Below are 18,991 nucleotides of genomic sequence, written 5' to 3'. Positions count from 1 at the left end.
CGGTTCGGCAGCGTCGCGGCCCGGTTTGGTCCTGGCGGCCCGCAGTACCTCCGGCGGCACGTGTTACACCGCGTGCCGCCGGGGCTCACGCGTGCCGCCGGTGCTGGCGCGTGCCGCGAGGGCTGGCGCGTGCCGGGGCTGTCCCGCCGCGCGGCTAGGCGATCTGGGTCGCGGTACCGCTCACCACGATGCCGCCGGCGACGGGCACGTCCACGAGCAGCAGGCTTGGCCGGTTCACGTGCCGGCCCTGGTGGATGACCACCCGCGCCGGCGGCATCACCAGCCCGAGCTCGCGCAGGTAGCCGCCCACCGCGGCGGCGGCCGAGCCGGTGGCCGGGTCTTCGCTGAGAGTGCCGACCGGGAACAGGTTGCGTGCCTCGAACTCGCCGACGCCCAGAACCGACAGGGTGGTGACGGTGCCCGCCCAGCCTTGGGCATCCATCAGACGGCGCATGGCCGCCGGGTCGAAGGTGAAGGCGTCGAACCCGGCCTGATCGGCGAAGACCAGCACCGGATGCCAGTTGCCCGCGAAGGCCTGCAACGGCGGGTACTCCGGGTGCAGCGCCGCAACCGAGACACCGAGCAGCCCGAGTAGTTCGGTCAGCACCTCGGGCGCGATGGCCCGCACCTCGGGCTCAACGCTGGTGAAGGATGCGGACAGGCCGGCATCCGTGGTGCGGGTCTCGATGATGATGGTGCCGACGCTGGTATCGAACGTGAACGGGCCGACACCGTCCCGGCCGGCCAGCGCCACGGCCGTGGCGATGGTGGCGTGCCCGCAGAACGGCACCTCGGCGACGGGGGAGAAGTAGCGCAGCCGGCTTCTGCGCGGATCACTGTCCACCCCCGGCACCGTGATGAACGCGGTTTCGGCGTAGCCGACCTCGGCGGCGGCGGCCTGCATCGCCGCGTCGTCGAGGCCGCTCGCGTCGAGCACGATGCCGGCCGGATTTCCCCCGACCGCCGCATCGGTGAGGGTCGGATCGGTGAAGGCGGCGAAACGCAGCACGGGCACGGTCATGGGTTCATACTGCCAGCGCCGGTGACTGCCCAGGTCGAGGCTGTCATACTTAGGTAATGCTTACCTCAACGGCTCCGGGGACGGGCGCGCCCGCCCGCGGCTCGGTCGTGCCCGCGGCCGGGAACGAGCTGCGGGTGCCCCGCCGCCGTCAGCTCGTCGGACTGGGCATTGCCGTGCTCCTGTTGGCACTCGCCGTGGCCGCCTCCCTCGTGGTGGGCAGCCGGTCGATCCCGCTGGGCACCGTGCTCGAGGCGCTGCTGCGCCCCGACCTCGGCATCACCGACCACACCGTGGTGCTCGACCTGCGGGTGCCACGCACCGCCATCGGCCTGCTCGCCGGCCTCGCACTGGGCCTGGCCGGCGCCCTCATGCAGGGCATCACCCGCAACCCGCTCGCCGACCCCGGTCTGCTCGGCGTCAACGCCGGCGCCTCGCTCTTCGTCGTCGCCGGAATCGCCTGGTTCGGCGTCACCTCGGCGCTCGGCTACGTCTGGTTCGCCTTCGCCGGCGCGTTCGTGGCCGCCGTGATCGTCTACGTGGTCGGCTCGCTCGGCCGCGAGGGCGCCACCCCGGTCAAACTCGCGCTGGCCGGCACCGCGCTCACAGCCTCACTCACCTCGCTGATCACCATCGTGCTGCTCAGCGACCCGGCCGCCTTCGACAAGTACCGGTTCTGGTCGGCCGGCTCCCTCGTGGCCCGCGACCTCGGCTCCACCCTGCAGTTGGCCCCGTTCATCGGCCTCGGGGTGCTGCTCTGCCTGCTGGCCGGGCGGATGCTCAACGCGCTCGCCCTGGGCGACGACCTGGCCCGCGGGCTCGGCCAGAACCTCGTGGCGGCCCGCATCGTCTGCGCCGTCGCCGTGGTGCTGCTTTGCGGCTCCGCCACCGCCATGGCCGGACCGATCGTGTTCGTGGGCCTGGCCGTGCCGCACATCGCCCGCCGTTTCACCGGCCCGGACTACCGCTGGATCCTGCTCTACTCCGCGGTGCTCGGCCCGGTGCTGTTGCTAGCCGCCGATGTTCTCGGCCGGGTCATCGCCCGGCCCGGCGAGATCGAGGCCGGCCTGGTGGTCGCGTTCCTCGGCGCCCCGATGCTCATCGCCCTGGTGCGCCGCGTGAAGCTGGCCGGCCTGTGAGCGCCACCGTGACGACATCCACCCGGGCCGTAGCGGATGCCGCCCCGCTCGCGCTGGCCCGCACCCTGCGGCACCGCCGGGAACGCCGCATCGTGCTGGTCCTGGCCGTGCTGGTACTGCTGGTCGCCGCGATGAGCCTGATGGTGGGCGCATACAACCTCAGCGTGCCCGACCTGCTGCGCACCCTAGTGGGTCAGGGGTCCAGCAGCGAGAACTTCATAGTGTTCAAGCTGCGGCTGCCTCGGCTGACCCTGGCGGTCCTCGTCGGCGTGGCCTTCGCGATCTCCGGCGGGCTGTTCCAGACGGTTCTGCGCAACCCCCTGGCCAGCCCCGACATCATCGGCGTCACCGGTGGTGCCAGCGCCGCGGCCGTGTTCGGCATGCTCGTGCTGGGCCTGGGCAGTGTCGCCACCTCGTTCATGGCCTTCGCCGGCGCCATGGTCGTGGCCGCCGCAATCTACCTGCTCGCCTGGCGCGGCGGCGTCGTCGGCTACAGGTTCGTGCTCATCGGTGTGGGCGTCGCATTCATGGTGCAGGGCCTGCTCGGCTACCTGCTCTCCCGAGCCGACCTCCGCAACGCGAAGGACGCCCTCACCTGGCTGGTCGGCAGCGTCAGCGGCGCCCGCTGGTCCGAGATCGCGGTCCTCGCCGGGTTCCTGGCGGTGCTGCTGCCGGCCATCGGGCTGCTCGCCGGGCGGATGCGGATGCTGCAGCTGGGCGACGACACCGCCAGCAGCCTCGGCGTGCGCGCCGAACGCTCCCGGCTGGCCCTGCTCGTAACGGCCGTGGCCCTCGCGGCCCTCGCCACCGCGTTCGTGGGTCCGCTCGCGTTCATCGCCTTCGTCTCGGCACCCATCGCCCGACGCGTCGTCGGCACCGGCAGTCTGGCCCTGCTACCGGCGGCCCTGATCGGCGTGCTGATCACCACCGTCGCGGACTTCACCGCCCAGCACCTGCTGCCGGGGTCACTCGAACTGCCGGCCGGCATCATCACCGGCGCGATCGGCGCCCCCTACCTGCTCTGGCTGCTCGCCACCCAGAACCGAATCGGAAAGGGCGCCTGATGCCCCAGCCCACCGGCCAGACCACCGCTCAGCCCGCCGCCGAGTCCGCCGCATCCGCTCGCCACGCCCTCACCGCCACCGGCCTCAGCCTCGGCTACGACGGCACCCGCATCGTCGACAACCTCGACCTCGCCATCGAACCCGGCGCGATCACCGTGATCGTCGGCGCCAACGCGTCCGGCAAGTCCACGCTGCTGCGCGGCCTCGCCCGGCTGCTGCCGCCGCAGGCCGGCACCGTCACCCTCGACGGCCGGAACATCGCCGGCCTGCCCAGCCGTCAGGTCGCCACCGTCGTGGGCCTGCTGCCCCAGCAGCCCATCGCCCCGGAGGGCATCGGCGTGGCCGACCTCGTCGGCCGCGGCCGATACCCGCACCAGGGCTGGTTCCGGCACTGGTCGAGCACCGACGACGCCATCGTCGCCCAGGCCATGGCCGCCACCCAGACCCTCGAGCTGGCCTCCCGGCGCATGGAGGAACTCTCCGGCGGCCAGCGTCAACGCGTCTGGATCGCCATGGCGCTCGCGCAGAAACCCGACATCCTGCTGCTGGACGAACCCACCACCTTCCTCGACGTCACCCACCAGGTGGAGGTGCTCGACCTGCTGCACGAGCTCAACCACGAGCAGGGCACCACGGTGGTGATGGTGCTGCACGATCTGAACCTGGCCGCCCGATACGCCGACAGGCTTGTCGTCATGCGGCACGGGCGCGTCATCGCCGAGGGCCCCCCGGCCGAGGTGCTCACCGAGGCGGTCGTGCTCGAGGCCTTCGGGCTCACCGCCCGCGTCATCGCCGACCCGGTCTGCGGCTCACCCCTGGTCGTGCCCATCGGACGGTTCCACGGAAGCCCCTGACCCGCTATATTAGGTGAGGCTACCCTAAACATCGGCGGTCGTTTCCGCCCCTCAGAACCGGAGTTACCTGTGCCCAGACGTCTGACCACCGTGCTCGCCGCCACCGCGGCCATCGCCGCCCTCACGCTCAGCGGATGCTCCGCCTCCGACTCCGACGGCGACGCCGGCTCGGATGCCGCGGCCGGCGGCGCGTTCCCCGTCACCATCGAGCACGCCTTCGGTGAGACCACCATCGACGCCGAGCCCACCCGCGTGGTCACCTGGGGCTGGGGCAGCGCCGACGACGCCATCGCCCTGGGCGTCGTGCCCGTCGCCATCCCCTTCCAGGCCTACGGCGGCGACGAGAACGGTGTGCTGCCGTGGATCGCGGAAGCCCTGGACGAGCAGGGCGCAGACGTGCCCACCGTGCTCTCCGACTCCACCGAACCCCCCTACGAGGAGATCGCGGCCGCCGCGCCCGACGTGATCCTCGCCGCGTACTCCGGTGTCACCGAGGAGCAGTACGAACTGCTCAGCGACATCGCCCCCGTCGTGGCGTACCCCGACGAGCCCTGGTCCACCGACTGGCGCGAGCTGATCGAGATCACCGGCACGGCCCTGGGCAAGTCCGACGAGGCCACCACCCTGCTCGCCGACATCGACGACACGATCGCCGAGAAGGCCGCGGCGCATCCGGAGTTCGACGGCAAGACCGTGGCCCTGACCTCCGACACCGCCGGCGTGTTCTACGTCTACACGGATGCTGACCCGCGCGTGACCTTCGCCACCGAGCTTGGCTTTGAGAGCGCCCCCAGCGTCGCCGAACTCGCCAATGGCGAGTCCGACTTCTTCTACACGATCAGCTACGAGCAGCTCGACAAGCTCACCAGCGACGTGATCGTCAACTTCGCCGCCACCCAGGAGGAATCCGACGCGTTCCTGAACGCCGGCTACGCGCAGGTCATGCCGCAGGTGCAGAACAATGCAGTGGCGTCGCCGGTCGGCGCGGCCTTCGTCGCCTCGGTCTCCCCGCCCACCGGTCTCTCGCTCACCTGGGGCATCGACGACTACGTCGCGCAGCTCTCGGTGGCCGCGTTGGCCGCCGACGCCGCGAAGTAATCGCGGCCTGAAGCGAGGGCGACCGGGAGCGAGGGCAGCCTGGAGCACGGGCTGCCCTGAGCACGGTAACCTTGACATGCCTCCGTTTCGACTGATTTCGAAGCCGAGATCGTACGAGCCGTACCCCAGCGCAGGGGTGTTTCAGGTTCACTCCAGTCGTACAATCCGCGGAGCGCTCAGTCGACTCGATCCTGTGAAGCGTCGAGACCCAGGAAAAGGTTGTGCCATGCGCGCTAGATACGTATTCCCCGCCCTCGCTGCCGTGGCGGCTCTGATGCTCACCGGATGCGTCGACAATTCGACTCCGGCGGAGTCAGGGTCGCCCGAGAGCAGTGCCGCTGCGATCACGAAAGACGACGCGGCAGCGGCACTGGTCCCGGCTGAGGTGGCTGATCGTGGCACCCTGCTCATCGGAACCGAACCGACCTACGCGCCGAATGAGTTCAAGAACGAGGCCGGCGACCCGATCGGCTGGGACATCGAGCTCGCCGCCGGCGTCGCCGCCAAGCTCGGCCTGGCGCCGACGTTCCAGGTCGCGAAGTTCGACAACATCATCCCGAGCGTGGCCGGCGGCAAGGCCGACATCGGAGCATCCTCGTTCACCTACACCCCGGAGCGCGCGGAGCAGGTCGACTTCGTCAACTACTACAACGCCGGCATCCAGTGGGCGTCGGTGACGGGCACCGACGTTGACCCTGACAACGCCTGCGGCCTGAAGGTCGCCGTGCAGACCGCCACCTTCGAGGACACCGACGAGGTGCCCGCCAAGAGCGACGCCTGCGTGGCCGCCGGCAAGCCCCCGATCGACAAGCTCAAGTTCGACACCCAGGCCGACGTCGCCAACGCTGTCGTGCTCGGCCAGGCCGACGCACTCAGCGCCGACTCCCCGGTCACCCTGTACGCGATCGCCCAGACCGGCGACAAGTTGCAGCCGGCCGGCGACACCTTCGACGAGGCCCCGTACGGCATGGTCGTCGCCAAGGGCTCCGAACTCACCGCCGCCGTGCAGGCCGCCCTGCAGTCCATGGTCGACGACGGCAGCTACACGGCCATCCTCGATGCCTGGGGTGTCACGGACGGTGGCGTGGACGAGATCACGATCAACGCAGCCGCGAACGGCTGATCCCCTAAGTTCTCGCTGACCTGGGGCATCGACGACTCCGCTGGAGTGCCACTGCGCAGGACCCACTAGCCTTGACAGGCGTCGTTTGGGCTGTTCCCGAACCGATATCGCCAGGCCGTTCCCCCAGCGCAGGGGTGTATTAGGCTCACAGCAGTCGTACCGTCCACTGCCATTCAGTCGATCCGACACCTCGACGCCCCAATGAAGAAGGTCGTGCCATGCGCGCTAGATACGTACTTCCCGCCCTCGCCGCCGCCGCCGCGCTGATGCTGACCGGCTGCGTTGACAACTCGACGCCCGCGACCAGCGGCTCCGACGCAAGCAGCGCTCCCACGCTCGAGGTCGACGACGCGGCCGCAGCCCTGGTGCCCGCCGAGGTCGCCGACACCGGCACCCTCGTCATCGGCACCGACCCGACCTACGCGCCGAACGAGTTCAAGAACGAGGCCGGCGAGCCGATCGGCTGGGGTGTGGAAATCGCCAGTGGCATCGCCGCCAAGCTCGGCCTCGAGCCGGAGTTCCAGGTCGCCAAGTTCGACAACATCATCCCGAGCGTCACCGGCGGCAAGGCCGACATCGGTTCGTCCTCGTTCACCGACACCGTCGAGCGGCAGCAGCAGGTCGACTTCGTCAACTACTACACCGCGGGCATCCAGTGGGCCTCTGCGGCGGGTACGGATGTCGACCCCAACAACGCCTGCGGCCTGAAGGTCGCCGTGCAGGCCACCACCTTCGAGGACACCGACGAGGTGCCCGCCAAGAGCGACGCCTGCGTGGCCGCCGGCAAGCCCCCGATCGACAAGCTCAAGTTCGACACCCAGGATGCCGCGACCAACGCGGTCGTGCTCGGCCAGGCCGACGCGCTCAGCGCCGACTCCCCGGTCACCCTGTACGCGATCGCCCAGACCGACGGCAAGCTGCAGCTGGCCGGCGAGACCTTCGATGTGGCCCCATACGGCATGGTCGTGGCCAAGGGCTCCGAGCTCACCGTGGCCGTGCAGGCCGCGCTGCAGTCCATGGTCGACGACGGCAGCTACCAGGCGATCCTCGACGAGTGGGGCGTTGCCGACGGCGGCATCGACGAAATCACAATCAACGCAGGCGCGAACGGATAACCCATGAGTACCACGCACCCGTCCGGCCCGGCGGCGGGCTCGACCCCGCCGCCGCGAGACGCCGTATCCACCTCGGAGCCGATCAAGGCCATCCGGCTGCGACACCCGTGGCGTGTGGTGTTCGCCGTGTTGCTTATGGCGATCTTCGCTCTGTTCGTCATCGACGCGGCCTTCCGCCCGGCGTACGACTGGCCGGCGGTGGGCAAGTACCTCTTCGACCGGCGTATCTCGATGGCCGCCCTGGTGACGATCCAGCTGACGGTGTTCTCGATGGTGATCGCGATCATCCTCGGCGTGATCCTGGCCGTGATGCGGCTCTCACCCAACCCGGTGGTCAAGAGCGTGGCCTGGTTCTACCTGTGGATCTTCCGCGGCACCCCGGTTTACGTGCAGCTGACCATCTGGGGCCTGATCTCGTTGATCTACACGAGCATCGATATCGGCATTCCCTTCATGGACCCCTGGGTCTCGTTCAGCACCAACGCAGCACTGAACACCTTCACCCTGGCCATCATCGGGCTGGCGTTGAACGAAGCCGCGTACATGGCCGAGATCGTGCGCGCCGGCCTGCTCTCGGTTGACAAGGGCCAGGAAGAGGCCTCGATCGCCCTCGGTATGAGCTGGTCGCAGACGATGACCAGGGTCATCCTGCCGCAGTCGATGCGGGTGATCATTCCGCCGACCGGCAACGAGGTGATCTCGATGCTGAAGACCACCTCCCTGGTCACCGCGGTGCCGTTCAGTCTGGAGCTGTTCACGAGGTCGCGAGACATCTCGGCGGAGACCTTCAACCCGATCCCGCTGCTGATCGTCGCATCGATCTGGTACCTGTTCTTCACCTCGATCCTCATGGTCGGCCAGTACTTCCTCGAGAAGCGCTTCTCCCGCGGCGTGGGTGACCGGCAGACCGACAAGAGCGACCCGGCGCCCAGCACGGGTGCGATCACCGGTGTGGTGCCCGTGATCGGGTCGGGCCAGCCCACCGTGGTGCTGCCGCCGAAGACGGATGCGCCGGGCACGACCGGCGACGGAGGAGCACGATGAGCGCGACGACAGTGGGGCCCGCGACAACCGTTGACGTGCCGATGGTGCTGGCCGAGCAAGTCACCAAGAGCTTCGGATCGAATGAGGTGCTCAAGGGCATCACCCTCGAGGTCAAGCGCGGCGAGGTGATGTGCCTGGTCGGGCCGAGTGGTTCGGGCAAGTCCACGTTCCTGCGCTGCATCAACCACCTCGAGGTGCTTTCGGCCGGGCGGCTGAGCGTGGACGGTGAGCTGATCGGCTACCGCGAGTCCAACGGCAAGCTTTACGAGATGGCGCCCAAGGAAGCCTCGAAGCAGCGCCGGGACATCGGCATGGTGTTCCAGCGGTTCAACCTGTTCCCGCACATGACCGCGCTGCAGAACGTGATGGAAGCGCCGCTGCGGGTCAAGGGACTGCCCAAGGCAAAGGTGGAGTCGACCGCCCGCGACCTGCTGGCCCGGGTGGGCCTGGCCGACCGCGCCGACTACTACCCCGCGCACCTCTCCGGTGGCCAGCAGCAGCGGGTGGCGATCGCCAGGGCGCTGGCGATGGAGCCCAAGCTGATGCTCTTCGACGAGCCCACCAGCGCGCTGGACCCGGAGCTCGTCGGCGAGGTGCTCGACGTGATGAAGGGCCTGGCCAAGGAGGGCATGACCATGATCGTGGTGACCCACGAGATGGGCTTTGCCCGCGAGGTCGCCGACTCCCTGGTCTTCATGGACGCCGGTGTTGTGGTCGAGTCCGGTCTCCCGTCGGAGGTCCTGGCCAACCCGCGGCACGCCCGCACCCAGGCGTTCCTCTCCAAGGTGCTCTAGCCCTCCCCGAACCGTGAGAAAGGCCCCAGGATCTCGACGATTCTGGGGCCTTTGTCACAGGTCGCGGGCTAAAAAGCGTAGGGGCCGAAGCGGGTGATGGCCACGACGAGAGCGAGGATGCCGAGGATCACGCTGGGCATGGTCTCCTTGGCGCCGTCGCCGGCACGCACATGCCAAACCACGGCACCGATCATGATCACGGTCAGGCCGGCCGCGGCGATCGGCACCAGGATCGGGGCGATGCCGGTGACCGCGGGCAGGATCAGGCCGAGGCCGCCGAGCAGCTCGGCGAGACCGACGAGCTTGACGCCGGCATCCGAGTAGTCGTTGGTCCACGCCATGCCGTTGGCGGCCAGCTTGGCACGCGGTTGTGCGACCTTCATGAGGCCGGCGCCGATGAAGGCGACGGCGATGAGGACGGTGATGATCCAGATGGCGATATTCATGGGAACTCCAGGGTTGGCGTCGGGCCGGAAGCGCCGAACGACGGTTGTTGCGGGGGAAGTAGTTGCTGTGTCAAATAAACTAGCGTGAACTACTTTCGGCGTCAAGTAAATCTGGGTAGAGTGGGCGGATGGACGAACCGGAATGGTTGAACGCTGAGGAGCTGACCGCGTGGAAGGCCCTGGCGGAGGTGCTCTTCCTGCTGCCCGCGGCTTTGGAATCGCAGCTCCAGCGGGATGCTGACCTCGCGATGGCGGACTACATGGTGCTGGTGATGCTCTCGGAACGGGACGACCACTGCATGCGCATGAGCGAGCTCGCGGCATCGGCCAGCACCTCGCAATCGCGGCTGTCGCGCATCGTGGCTCGCCTGGAGGCGGCGGAGTTTGTCACCCGCGAGATGGCGCCGGATGACCGCCGCGCCGTGCTGGCCACCCTGACGGAGTCGGGTCTGGCAAAACTCGTGGCGGCCGCGCCCGGCCACGTGGCCCAGGTGCGCCGCCTGGTCTTCGACCGGCTGACGCCTGCCCAGGTGCTTTCGCTCACCGACATCGCCCGAGCCCTCGCCCACCCCGACGACCACGCGGCTTGCGACGGCCCGCCTCGCTGAACGAGCCTGTCTGTGGAACGCCCCGCCTCGCTGATCGAGCTTGTCGAGATCCCGTGAGCTGGAGTCTGAACGCAGGTATTGTCACCAGGTCTCGACAAGCTCGACCGGCGGTGGGGTGCGACTGCGAGACGGCGTTAGGAGGCGAGGACCTTCTGGATGCGCTGGAGGGAGACCGACTCTGCCGCGCGCAGCTCCTGGGCGAAGAGACTGATGCGCAACTCCTCCATCATCCATCTCGCCCGAACCAGGTTGGCCGCTGAGTCGGCGGGCAACGGGATGCGTCCGCCTGCGTCCGCGAAGCGGGCCGTGGCGGACTGCACCTCGTTCATCCAGACCCTGTCGCGGTTGGGGTTGTCCAGCAGCTTGTCGATGCGCGCGCTGATGCCGCCGAGGTAGCGCGGCAGGTGCCGCAGCTGGGCCAGGCCGGTTGCGCTGACAAAACCGGGGTAGACCAGCCCGTTCAGCTGCTCGCGGGCATCCGTGAGCGCGGCAAGCAGGGCCATGCTGGTGGAGGCCTTGAGCGCTTTGTCCGCGGCGCGGGACGCCGTGAGGATGCGGGCGACGAGCCCGACGGTCTCGAACATCGAGTCCATCACCACGCCGGAGACCCTGTCGCGGATGGTGTCGAACTCGGCCTTCATGAATACCTGGCCGTCGGGCCGCACCCTGTAGAGCACGTCGTCGACGGCGGCCGCGAGGCAGTCGTCGAACAGGGCCTGGGTGGAGCGGTAGGGGCTGGTGGCCAGCGAGAGCTTCTCGCCGCCCTTGAGGTGCTGCTGCACGTACGCCACCGGCGACGCGGTCGCCAGCAGCAGCAGCCGGCGCACCCCGCCGGGCAGGGTGCGGGCCTGCTCCTCGGCGGTGCTCATCATGCGGATGCTCACTGACGTGCCGTCGTCGATCAGGGTGGGGTAGCCGCGGATGGTGTTGTCACCCTGCTTGGTGTCGATGAACCGGGGCAGTTCGATGAAGTCCCAGGTGGTGAGGCCGCTGCGTTCGATGGCGTTCTTGGGTGTGGCGGCCGAGGCCTTGGCCACGGACTCGCGCACCTTGTTGCCCAGACGCCGCTGGAGCTCGGTGAGGTCCTTGCCGGAGGCGACGGAGCGGCCGCGCTCGTCGACGACCCTGAAGGTCATCCGCAGGTGCGCGGGCACCCTGGAGAGGTCGAAGTCGCGCACCGTGACGGGCACGTAGGTGAGGCGCTGGATGAGGGCGGCGAGGGTTTCGGCGAAGGAGGGGTCGGCGTCCTGGTCGCGATTCGAGGTATGTCCCGGGGTCTCGACAAGCTCGACCGACGATCGAACCACGCCGGGGGCGGGGGGCAGCTCGGCGAGGAGGCGCACGGCCCAGTCGGCGGCGGGCACCACATTGCGGCGGATGGCCTTGGGCAGCGACTTGATCAGTGAGGTGACCAGGTCGGCGCGGAGGCCCGGCACCTGCCAGTCGAAGCCGGTGGGGGAGACCCGGGCGAGGAGCGCGAGGGGTACCTGCACGGTCACGCCGTCGTCCTCCTCGCCGGGCTCGAACCGGTAACTCAATGCAAAACGCTGGTCACGCTGCTGCCAGGCCGGCGGGAAGAGCGATTCGTCGATCTCCGGCGCATCCTCGGGTACGAGCGCCTCGGCGGTCATGGTGAGCAGGTCCGGCGTCTCGGCGCGGGCGACGCGCCACCAGGTTTCGAAGGTGCGGGTGCTGTGCACGTCGGCGGGGATGCGGCGGTGGTAGAACTCGAAGACGGCCTCGTCGTCGAAGAGGATGTCGCGGCGCCGGGTGCGCTCCTCGAGCTCGGCGAGCTCCTTGCGGAGCGCGGTGTTGGCGCGGTCGAACGCGGTGACCCGCTGGTCGACCCGGTCCAGGTCCCACTCGCCGTCGACGAGGGCGTGCCGGATGAACAGCTCGCGGGCGTAGGCCGGGTCCACGCGGGAGAACTGCACGCGGCGGCGCGGCACAATCGGCACCCCGTACAGGGTGACCCGCTCGTAGGCGACCACGGCGCCCTGCTTCTTCTCCCAGTGCGGCTCGGAGTAGCTGCGCTTGCAGAGGTCGCCGGCGAGCTGTTCCGCCCAGGCCGGGTCGACGACGGCGTTCATCCGGGCGAACAGGCGGCTGGTCTCCACCAGCTCGGCGCTCATCACGGCGTTGGGCTGCTTCTTGGCCAGCGCAGAGCCGGGGAACAGCACGAAGCGCTGCTGCCGGGCGCCGATGTAATCCTTTTTCGCCACATCCTTGAGGCCGATGTGCGAGAGCAGGCCGGAGAGCATCGACCGGTGGATACCGTCCGGGTTCACACTGGGGTCGCCGATGTGCAGGCCGAGCGGCTTGGCCAGCTGGCGGAGCTGCTTGTAGACGTCCTGCCACTCGCGCACCCGCAGGTAGTTGAGGTACTCGTTCTTGCACAAACGCCGAAAAGCGCTTGAGCCGAGCTCCTTCTGCTGGTTCTCCAGGTAGTTCCAGAGGTTCAGCAGCGACAGGAAATCGCTGGTGGGGTCCGCGAACCGTGCGTGCTTCTCGTCGGCGGACCCGCGGCGCTCCAGCGGTCGCTCGCGCACGTCCTGGATGGTGAGGCCGGCGACGATGGCCATCACCTCGCGGCTGGTGCCCTGCACCTTGGACTCGATCACCATGCGGCCGAACCGCGGGTCGATGGGCAGCTGGGCGAGCTGCTGGCCCACCCGGGTGAGGGTGTGCGTTCCGGCCGTGACGGCCATCCGCCCGCCCTGCGGCCCACGACCGCCGCGCCCGCGGCCACCATCGCGGCCACTGGAGCGGCCGCCGGCCTGGCTCGGGTCTTCGGTGGGGGTGCCCGTGGGCGCCACGGTGGCCTTGACCGCGCCGAGCTCGGTGAGCAGGTCGAGGCCGTCTTTGATGTTGCGGGAGTCCGGCGGCGTGAGGAACGGGAACTGCGCGATGTCGCCCAGGCCCAGCGAGATCATCTGCAGGATCACCGCGGCGAGGTTGGTGCGCAGGATCTCCGGCTCGGTGTACTCCGGGCGCCGGGTGAAGTCCTCTTCGCTGTACAGCCGGATGGCGATGCCGTCGCTGGTGCGGCCGCTGCGGCCCGACCGCTGATTGGCGGAGGCCTGCGCGATGGCCTCGATCGGCAGCCGCTGCACCTTCGAGCGCACGCTGTACCGGCTGATCCGGGCGGTGCCGGCGTCGATGACGTAGCGGATGCCCGGCACGGTGAGGCTGGTCTCGGCCACGTTGGTGGCCAGCACGATGCGGCGCCGCACGCCGGCCACTGTGGAGGGCTGGAACACCTTGTGCTGGTCGGCGGAGGAGAGCCGGCCGTACAGCGGCAGCACCTCGGTGGGGCTGGTGCGGTCGCGGGAAGCGAACTTGCCCTGCAGGGCGTCGGCCGCGTCGCGGATCTCGGTCTCGCCGGAGAGGAACACCAGCACGTCGCCGTTGGACTCCTGCTCGAGCTCGTCGAGCGCGGCGGAGATGCCCTCGATGTAGTCGCGGTCCACGCTGGGTGCGGCATCGGTGATCTCGTCGTCGTCGTCGATCGCGGCCTCGGCCACCAGCGGGCGATAGCGGATCTCGACAGGGTAGGTGCGGCCGGATACCTCGATGATGGGCGCCGGGGTGCCGTCGGCGGCCGCGAAATGCTTGGCGAAGCTGGCCGGGTCGATGGTGGCGCTGGTGATGATCAGCTTGAGCTCGGGGCGCTGGGGGAGCAGCTGCTGCAGATAGCCGAGCAGGAAGTCGATGTTGAGGCTGCGCTCGTGCGCCTCGTCGATGATGATGGTGTCGTACTTGCGCAGCATCCGGTCGCGGTGAATCTCGTTGAGCAGGATGCCGTCGGTCATCAGCTTGATGCGGGTGTCCGCGCCGACCCGGTCGGTGAACCGCACCTGGTAGCCGACGAGTTCGCCGACCTCCTGGCCGAGCTCCTCGGCGATGCGCTCGGCGATGGTGCGCGCGGCGAGCCGGCGCGGCTGGGTGTGGCCGATCGACTCCCGGCCCAGCTCCAGGCAGATCTTGGGCAGCTGGGTGGTCTTGCCCGATCCGGTCGACCCCGCCACGATCACGACCTGGTTGTCGCGGATGGCGCGCGAGATGTCGTCGCGGCGCTGGCTGATCGGCAACTCGGGCGGGAAGGTGATTTTCACGGGAATCATTAGCCCTCCATAGTATTGCGTCGCGGGGGTACCCCACTTCGGGTCGAACCGTTGTGGAGCAAACTACTTTGTGTTACAAAGTAGACATGGATGACAACAGGACGCCCGCCACCGCCCTCGATGAGCCCCTGGGGGACCCGCGCGAGATGCTCGCGATGCTCGAAGAACAACAGCGGCGGGTGGCGGATTCACAGATTGCGCCCGTCGTCTGGCTGTACTTCATCTGGGGGGTCGCCTGGTTCGTTGGCTTCCTTGCCCTCTGGTCGGGCGATGTGGATGGCAACCCGTGGTTCACGATTCCCGCGGGCGTGGCCACGCCGCTGTTCATCGTGCTGCTGGTGATCTCGATCGTGTCCTCCGCCGTGATCGGCCTGCGCATCAACCGCGGCGTTCGCGGCATGTCCAGCTTCTCCGGCGCCGTCTACGGGCTGTCCTGGTCGGTCTGCGGCACCGCCTTCGGGCTGCTCGGCACCGCCCTGATCAGCCACGGCATGTCCACCGACCTCGCCAACCTGTTCTTCCCGTCAGGCTTCGCGCTGATGTGCGGCACCATTTATCTCGGTGGCGCCGCGCTCTGGCGGGACAAATCGCAGCTGGTCCTCGGTCTGGTCATGCTGGTCGTCGGTGCGGCGGCCCCCTTCGCCGGGTCGCCCGGCAACGACCTGGTCTTCGCGCTCGTCGGTGGTGGCGCCTTCCTCGTCACGGCCGCCGTCATGGCCGCGCGCCTGCGCCGGAACCGCTGATGGACGAACTCGACCCGGTGATCCACGCATCCGCCCGGCTGAAGATCACCGCCACCCTGGCTACCCTCGAGGTGGGCGACCAGATCGCCTTTCCCCGGCTGCAGGAGCTGCTCGGTATGACCGCCGGCAACCTGTCCACCCACCTGCGGAAGCTCGAGGACGCGGGCTATGTTGACGTCGTCAAGTCTCACCAGGGCCGCAGCCCGGTCACCTACCTGGCCCTGTCGCGCACCGGCCGGCGCGCGTTCGAAGACTACCGAGAAGCCCTGCGCGGGCTGTTAGGGGAATCCTCATGAGCGTTCTCGCCCGGCTCGATCACGTGACGCGGCGTTTCGGCGACGTGCTCGCCGTCGACGACGTGAGCCTGGACATCCACTCGGGCAGCATCCTGGGCCTGCTCGGGCCCAATGGCGCCGGCAAATCCACCGTGCTCACCATGCTGCAGGGGCTGCGAAGGCCCAGCAGCGGCACGGTGTCGCTGTTCGGTGGGTCACCGGGCGACTACCGGATGCGCCAGAAGCTCGGTGGCACCCCGCAGGAGACCGCGCTGCCGCCCACGCTGCGGGTGGGTGAGGTGATCGACTTCGTGGGCCGGCACTTCGAGACCCCGCTGTCCACCGCGGCCGTGGCCGAGGAGTTCGGGTTGGCGGAGCTGCTGAAACGGCAGACCGGCGCCCTGTCCGGCGGCCAGAAGCGCCGGCTCAGTGTGGCCCTCGCGTTTGTGGGGCAGCCGCGCCTGGTGCTGCTGGACGAACCGACCACGGGCCTGGACGTGGATGCCCGCCGCACCCTGTGGGATGCCGTGCGACGTCAGCACGAGCGCGGCGCCACCGTGGTGGTGACCAGCCACTACCTCGAGGAGATCGAGGCGCTCGCCGAACGGGTGGTGGTGATGGGGCACGGCCGGGTGATCGCCGACGACACCGTGACCGCCGTGATCAACCAGGTCTCGCTGCGTCAGGTGCGCCTGGTCACCGACCAGCCAGACCGGGTCAACGGGCTGCCCGGAGTGGTGGGCCACGAGCAGGCCGACGACGGCGCGACCACCTTCTACGCCAGCGACAGCGACCGGCTGATCGGGGAACTCGTGCGCTCCGGCATTCCGTTCTCCGGCCTCACCGTTCGTGGCGCCACCCTCGAAGAGGCGTTCCTCACCCTCACCGGGGCGACGGATGCCCCCACCGCCCAGAAGGAGATGAACCGATGAGCACCCACATCCCCGCTCCGGTCGGCGCCGCTCCCGGCACGCCCGGCCGCACCCCGGTTCTGGGCGGCCGTACGGGCATCCTTGCCCTCACGCTGCTGCACGCCCGGATCATCCTCGTCGAGACGTTCCGCATCCCGGCCGCCCTGATCGGGTCACTCGTGTTTCCCGGGCTGTCGCTGCTGTTCTTCGTGGTGCCGCAACGCGCCATCGCCGACAACCCGGAATTCGCCACCCAGGCGGTGATCGCGCTGAGCGTGTTCGCCTTGATGTCGAACTCGCTCTTCAGCTTCGGCCTGAACATCTCGGCCAACCGGGAGCAGCCGTGGGACCCGTACCTGCGCGCCTTGCCGGTACCGGGCGTCTCCCGCGTGCTCGGGCAGATCTGCTCGACCGGGCTGATGGGCCTTGCGTCGATCCTGCCGGTGATCGCGATCGGCGCTCTGTTCACCGCGGCGGAGGCATCCGTACTGGGCGTTCTCGCGGGGATCGTGGCGCTGGGCATCTCGGCGCTGCCGTTCATGTTCATCGGCATCTCGATCGGCTACTCGATGTCGTCCAAGGCCGCAATCGCCGTGGTGCAGATCGTGATGTTCGGCCTGGCGTTCGCGGGTGGGTTGTTCCTGCCGCCGTACCTCTTCGCGGACTGGCTCGACACCCTGTCGATGTTCCTGCCGTCGCGGCAGGCCCGGGAGTTCGTGATCTGGGCCGTGCAGGGCGGCGAGCTGGAGCCGTGGGTGTGGATCGGCATCCTGGTCTGGACCGCGGGCACCTTCGCCCTGGCCCTGCTGCTCTTCCGCCGCGACGAAGGCCGCCGCTACCACTGAGTCAGTCAGCCCCGGAGAGCGCGCTGATTACGCTCTCGGCGTGCGTGACGTGCGCGGGCAGTGGCGGTTCCCTAGGCTCAGTGGATGACGAATTCCGTACCCACCATCACCCTGAACGACGGCCACACCATCCCGCAGCTCGGCTTCGGGGTCTTCAAGGTCGATCCGACCGAGACCACCCGCATCGTCACCGACGCCCTCGAGGTGGGCTACCGGCACATCGACACCGCCGCCGTCTACGGCAACGAGGAAGGTGTCGGGCAGGCGCTGGCGTCGTCTGGCATCGACCGTTCGGAACTGTTCGTGACCACGAAGCTGTGGAACGACAAGCAGGGCACCCAGTCGGCGCTGGATGCGTTCGATGAGAGCCTGGAGAAGCTCGGCCTGGACTACGTCGACCTGTACCTCATCCACTGGCCGGCACCGGCGAACGACAAGTTCGTGGAGAGCTGGAAGACGCTCGCGAAGATCCGCGAGTCCGGCCGGGCCCGCTCCATCGGCGTCTCGAACTTCCTCGTGCCGCACCTGGAGCGACTGCTCACCGAGACCGACGTCGTGCCGGCGGTCAACCAGATCGAGCTGCACCCCGCCTACCAGCAGACCGAGATCACGGCGTTCGCCCGCGAGCACGGCATCCACATCGAGGCCTGGGGCCCGCTCGGCCAGGGCAAGTACCCGTTGCTCGATGAGGGCGTGGTCACTACCGCGGCCGAGGCGCACGGCAAGACTCCCGCCCAGGTGATCATCCGCTGGCACCTGCAGACCGGCAACATCGTCTTCCCCAAGTCCAACCGCCGCGAGCGGATGGCGGAGAACTTCGACGTCTTCGACTTCGAACTCAGCCACACCGAGCTCGCCACCATCTCGGCGCTCGAGCGCGGCGGCCGCGTCAGCGCGCACCCCAACGAGGTCAACTAGCCTCACCGGGCTCCGCTGACGTGCCGCAAACGGCCCCTTCCGCTCGTCGGAGGGGGCCGTTTGCGGCCTCTCAGCGGATGACCCTGCGCCCACTTGCGAGAAAGTGCCCCTGTGCAGCGTCCGAAGGGGCACTTTGCGGCAACTCGGCACGCACGCGTTGCTTCGCGGGCGGCGGATGCGCACCGGCTCGCGTCTTACGCCGTGTGTCGGCGCGGCTGGCGGCATCCGGCGGCGGCATTTAGCGTCGGAACATGTCGTACACCTTGAACGTCGTCGCCGTTTCCGGCAGCCTGCACGCTCCCTCGAAGACCACCGCCCTGGTGCGGGCGATCCTCGACGCCCTCGAACGCGAGCTCTCGATCCACGTGCACCTGATCGAGCTGAGCCGGGTCGGCCGCGAGTTCAGCGGGGCGCTTCGCCGGGATGAGCTCTCCGCCGCGGCCGAGGACGACCTGCGACGCATCGAGGGCGCCGACCTGCTCATCGTGGCGTCGCCGGTGTACCGGGCCTCCTTCACCGGACTCTTCAAGCACGTCTTCGACTTCGTCGAGCAGTACTCGCTCGTGGACAAGCCGGTGCTGTTGGCCGCGACCGGTGGCAGCGACCGGCACGCGCTGATCCTCGAGCACCAGTTCCGGCCGTTGTTCAGCTTCTTCCAGGCGCTCACCCTGCCGTTGGGGGTGTACGCCAAGGACTCCGACTTCACCGACTACCGGGTGACCAACGCCGAGCTCAACGAGCGCATCGATCAGGCGATCCGCCGCGGGCTGCCGCTGGTGCGGGCCAGCCTGCCGGCCAACCTCTCGGCCGATTCGGCCGCCATCGTCTGGTGACGCTCCGGGCGGCCGCGGAATAGACCCGCGCGCAAACGC

18 protein-coding genes are annotated in these 18,991 nt (G+C 68.9%); 15 read left to right on the top strand and 3 right to left on the bottom strand.

All coding sequences use genetic code 11. The features are described from left to right. Nucleotides 1–154: 154 nt before the first annotated feature. Nucleotides 155–1,021 (bottom strand): PhzF family phenazine biosynthesis protein, encoded by an 867-nt coding sequence (locus C3B61_RS17950; protein ID WP_103461824.1) that lies wholly within the window; start codon nucleotides 1,019–1,021, stop codon nucleotides 155–157. Between the two features lie 56 nt (nucleotides 1,022–1,077). Between C3B61_RS17950 and C3B61_RS17945 the strand changes: the two genes are divergently transcribed. The 8 genes from C3B61_RS17945 to C3B61_RS17910 all read left to right on the top strand — a co-directional run bounded on the left by C3B61_RS17945 (nucleotide 1,078) and on the right by C3B61_RS17910 (nucleotide 9,249). Next, nucleotides 1,078–2,157: a FecCD family ABC transporter permease gene (locus C3B61_RS17945; RefSeq protein WP_103461823.1), complete on the top strand. Its 1,080-nt coding sequence runs from the start codon at nucleotides 1,078–1,080 to the stop codon at nucleotides 2,155–2,157. Then, complete coding sequence (locus C3B61_RS17940; protein WP_244285996.1) at nucleotides 2,154–3,221, top strand: FecCD family ABC transporter permease; 1,068 nt, start codon at nucleotides 2,154–2,156, stop codon at nucleotides 3,219–3,221. Before C3B61_RS17945 ends, C3B61_RS17940 begins: the two co-directional genes overlap by 4 nt. After that, complete coding sequence (locus C3B61_RS17935) at nucleotides 3,221–4,075, top strand: ABC transporter ATP-binding protein (protein WP_103461822.1); 855 nt, start codon at nucleotides 3,221–3,223, stop codon at nucleotides 4,073–4,075. The genes C3B61_RS17940 and C3B61_RS17935 overlap by 1 nt, the downstream gene beginning before the upstream one ends. A 69-nt stretch (nucleotides 4,076–4,144) precedes the next feature. Further along, nucleotides 4,145–5,173: an iron-siderophore ABC transporter substrate-binding protein gene (locus C3B61_RS17930; protein WP_103461821.1), complete on the top strand. Its 1,029-nt coding sequence runs from the start codon at nucleotides 4,145–4,147 to the stop codon at nucleotides 5,171–5,173. A gap of 226 nt (nucleotides 5,174–5,399) precedes the next feature. Further along, nucleotides 5,400–6,296 carry an ABC transporter substrate-binding protein gene (locus C3B61_RS17925; RefSeq protein WP_103461820.1) on the top strand — a complete coding sequence of 299 codons (897 nt, stop codon included), beginning with the start codon at nucleotides 5,400–5,402 and terminating at the stop codon, nucleotides 6,294–6,296. Nucleotides 6,297–6,514: 218 nt separating this feature from the next. Then, nucleotides 6,515–7,411: an ABC transporter substrate-binding protein gene (locus C3B61_RS17920; protein WP_103461819.1), complete on the top strand. Its 897-nt coding sequence runs from the start codon at nucleotides 6,515–6,517 to the stop codon at nucleotides 7,409–7,411. Nucleotides 7,412–7,414: 3 nt separating this feature from the next. Beyond that, entirely contained in the window at nucleotides 7,415–8,455 is a 1,041-nt protein-coding gene (locus C3B61_RS17915) for an amino acid ABC transporter permease (RefSeq protein WP_103461818.1), read from the top strand. A 41-nt stretch (nucleotides 8,456–8,496) separates the two neighbouring features. Beyond that, nucleotides 8,497–9,249, top strand: coding sequence for an amino acid ABC transporter ATP-binding protein (locus C3B61_RS17910; RefSeq protein WP_133159708.1), 753 nt, complete (start codon nucleotides 8,497–8,499; stop codon nucleotides 9,247–9,249). Between the two features lie 68 nt (nucleotides 9,250–9,317). Here C3B61_RS17910 and C3B61_RS17905 read toward each other — a convergent pair whose 3' ends face one another. Next, nucleotides 9,318–9,695, bottom strand: a complete 378-nt coding sequence (locus tag C3B61_RS17905; RefSeq protein ID WP_103461817.1) for a DoxX family protein — start codon at nucleotides 9,693–9,695, stop codon at nucleotides 9,318–9,320. Between the two features lie 128 nt (nucleotides 9,696–9,823). Here C3B61_RS17905 and C3B61_RS17900 point away from each other — a divergent pair, with 128 nt between their 5' ends. Beyond that, nucleotides 9,824–10,303, top strand: a complete 480-nt coding sequence (locus C3B61_RS17900) for a MarR family winged helix-turn-helix transcriptional regulator (protein ID WP_103461816.1) — start codon at nucleotides 9,824–9,826, stop codon at nucleotides 10,301–10,303. A 134-nt stretch (nucleotides 10,304–10,437) separates the two neighbouring features. Here C3B61_RS17900 and hrpA read toward each other — a convergent pair whose 3' ends face one another. Then, entirely contained in the window at nucleotides 10,438–14,427 is a 3,990-nt protein-coding gene (gene hrpA / locus C3B61_RS17895; protein ID WP_103461815.1) for an ATP-dependent RNA helicase HrpA, read from the bottom strand. A gap of 86 nt (nucleotides 14,428–14,513) precedes the next feature. Between hrpA and C3B61_RS17890 the strand changes: the two genes are divergently transcribed. The 6 genes from C3B61_RS17890 (at nucleotide 14,514) to msuE (ending at nucleotide 18,952) form a co-directional block, all read left to right on the top strand. After that, nucleotides 14,514–15,170 (top strand): hypothetical protein, encoded by a 657-nt coding sequence (locus tag C3B61_RS17890; RefSeq protein ID WP_103461814.1) that lies wholly within the window; start codon nucleotides 14,514–14,516, stop codon nucleotides 15,168–15,170. After that, a complete protein-coding gene (locus C3B61_RS17885) occupies nucleotides 15,170–15,466 on the top strand; it encodes a transcriptional regulator (protein ID WP_088456968.1) in 297 nt (98 codons plus the stop codon). The genes C3B61_RS17890 and C3B61_RS17885 overlap by 1 nt, the downstream gene beginning before the upstream one ends. Further along, nucleotides 15,463–16,377 (top strand): ABC transporter ATP-binding protein, encoded by a 915-nt coding sequence (locus C3B61_RS17880; protein WP_103461813.1) that lies wholly within the window; start codon nucleotides 15,463–15,465, stop codon nucleotides 16,375–16,377. The genes C3B61_RS17885 and C3B61_RS17880 overlap by 4 nt, the downstream gene beginning before the upstream one ends. Then, the gene (locus C3B61_RS17875) at nucleotides 16,374–17,201 is read left to right on the top strand and encodes an ABC transporter permease (RefSeq protein WP_244285995.1); all 828 of its coding nucleotides are present in this window, start codon (nucleotides 16,374–16,376) and stop codon (nucleotides 17,199–17,201) included. Before C3B61_RS17880 ends, C3B61_RS17875 begins: the two co-directional genes overlap by 4 nt. A gap of 84 nt (nucleotides 17,202–17,285) precedes the next feature. Next, complete coding sequence (locus C3B61_RS17870; protein ID WP_103461812.1) at nucleotides 17,286–18,119, top strand: aldo/keto reductase; 834 nt, start codon at nucleotides 17,286–17,288, stop codon at nucleotides 18,117–18,119. 251 nt (nucleotides 18,120–18,370) lie between these two features. Next, nucleotides 18,371–18,952: an FMN reductase gene (msuE, locus tag C3B61_RS17865; RefSeq protein ID WP_103461811.1), complete on the top strand. Its 582-nt coding sequence runs from the start codon at nucleotides 18,371–18,373 to the stop codon at nucleotides 18,950–18,952. The last annotated feature ends 39 nt before the right edge of the window (nucleotides 18,953–18,991 follow it).

The sequence above is a fragment of the Cryobacterium zongtaii genome (assembly GCF_002909375.1).
GTDB lineage: Bacteria > Actinomycetota > Actinomycetes > Actinomycetales > Microbacteriaceae > Cryobacterium > Cryobacterium zongtaii.
This window is presented reverse-complemented; position numbering and strand designations above follow the sequence as displayed.